Here is a 1,063-nt window from a genome sequence, read left to right as displayed (position 1 = left end):
ACGCCTGATTTAACTCAGTCTCAGACTCCAATGAAATTCCAAGCTCTTCTATTCTGGAACGAAATGCATTTCTGCCAGAGTGTTTACCTAGAACCAGACTATTAGTATGCCAGCCAACATCTTGAGCCTTCATAATTTCGTAAGTTTCTCGATGCTTCAATATACCATCCTGGTGAATGCCAGACTCATGCGCAAACGCATTTGCACCAACAATTGCTTTATTTGGCTGAACCGGGAAGCCGGTAATCGTCGACACTAACCGCGAGCAAGGCACGATCTGTGTAGAGTCGATATTTGTCGATAGGTCAAACAAGTCAGATCGTGTACGAACTGCCATTACAACCTCTTCCAAAGAAGCATTTCCGGCTCGCTCACCCAATCCGTTAATAGTACATTCAATCTGGCGTGCACCATTGGTTACCGCAGACAAAGAGTTTGCAACAGCTAAGCCGAGATCATTGTGACAATGAACCGAGAAAATAGCTTTGTCTGAATTTGGAATTCGCTCGATAAGGTTTTTTATGGTTTCACCAAACTGCTCGGGAATCGCATAGCCCACCGTATCCGGGATATTTATTGTGGAAGCACCAGCATTAATCGCTTGCTCTATAATACGACAAAGAAAATCCAACTCTGAACGACCAGCATCTTCACATGAAAACTCGACATCATCTGTATAGCTTCGCGCTCTTTTTACTGCTCGCACAGCTTGCTCGACAACTGCATCTGGCTCCATTTGAAGCTTATACTTCATATGGATCGGGGAGGTTGCTATAAAGGTGTGAATACGCGACGCATTTGCTCCTCTTAAAGCTTCAGCAGCACGATCGATATCCTTATCCAATGCCCTGGATAGAGAACATATTCGAGAATCTACTATTGTATCAGCGATAGATTTAACCGACTCAAAGTCGCCCGGACTTGCAATCGCAAACCCCGCTTCAATAACATCAACACGCATCTTCTCAAGTGCACGAGCAATTCTCAATTTCTCTGCCTTGGTCATCGATGCACCGGGGCTTTGCTCGCCATCTCGTAGGGTCGTATCAAAGATAACAAGCTT

General features: G+C 44.9%; 1 protein-coding gene. It reads right to left on the bottom strand.

The window, feature by feature from the left end; genetic code table 11:
• Window positions 1–1,063 (bottom strand): 2-isopropylmalate synthase (locus A3735_RS00240; protein WP_068637329.1); only part of this gene is annotated, 1,063 nt, incomplete at both ends.

Source organism: Oleiphilus sp. HI0061 (assembly GCF_001635675.1).
The sequence above is the reverse complement of the archived record's forward strand: the minus strand, read 5'-3'. Positions and strand labels throughout refer to the sequence as shown.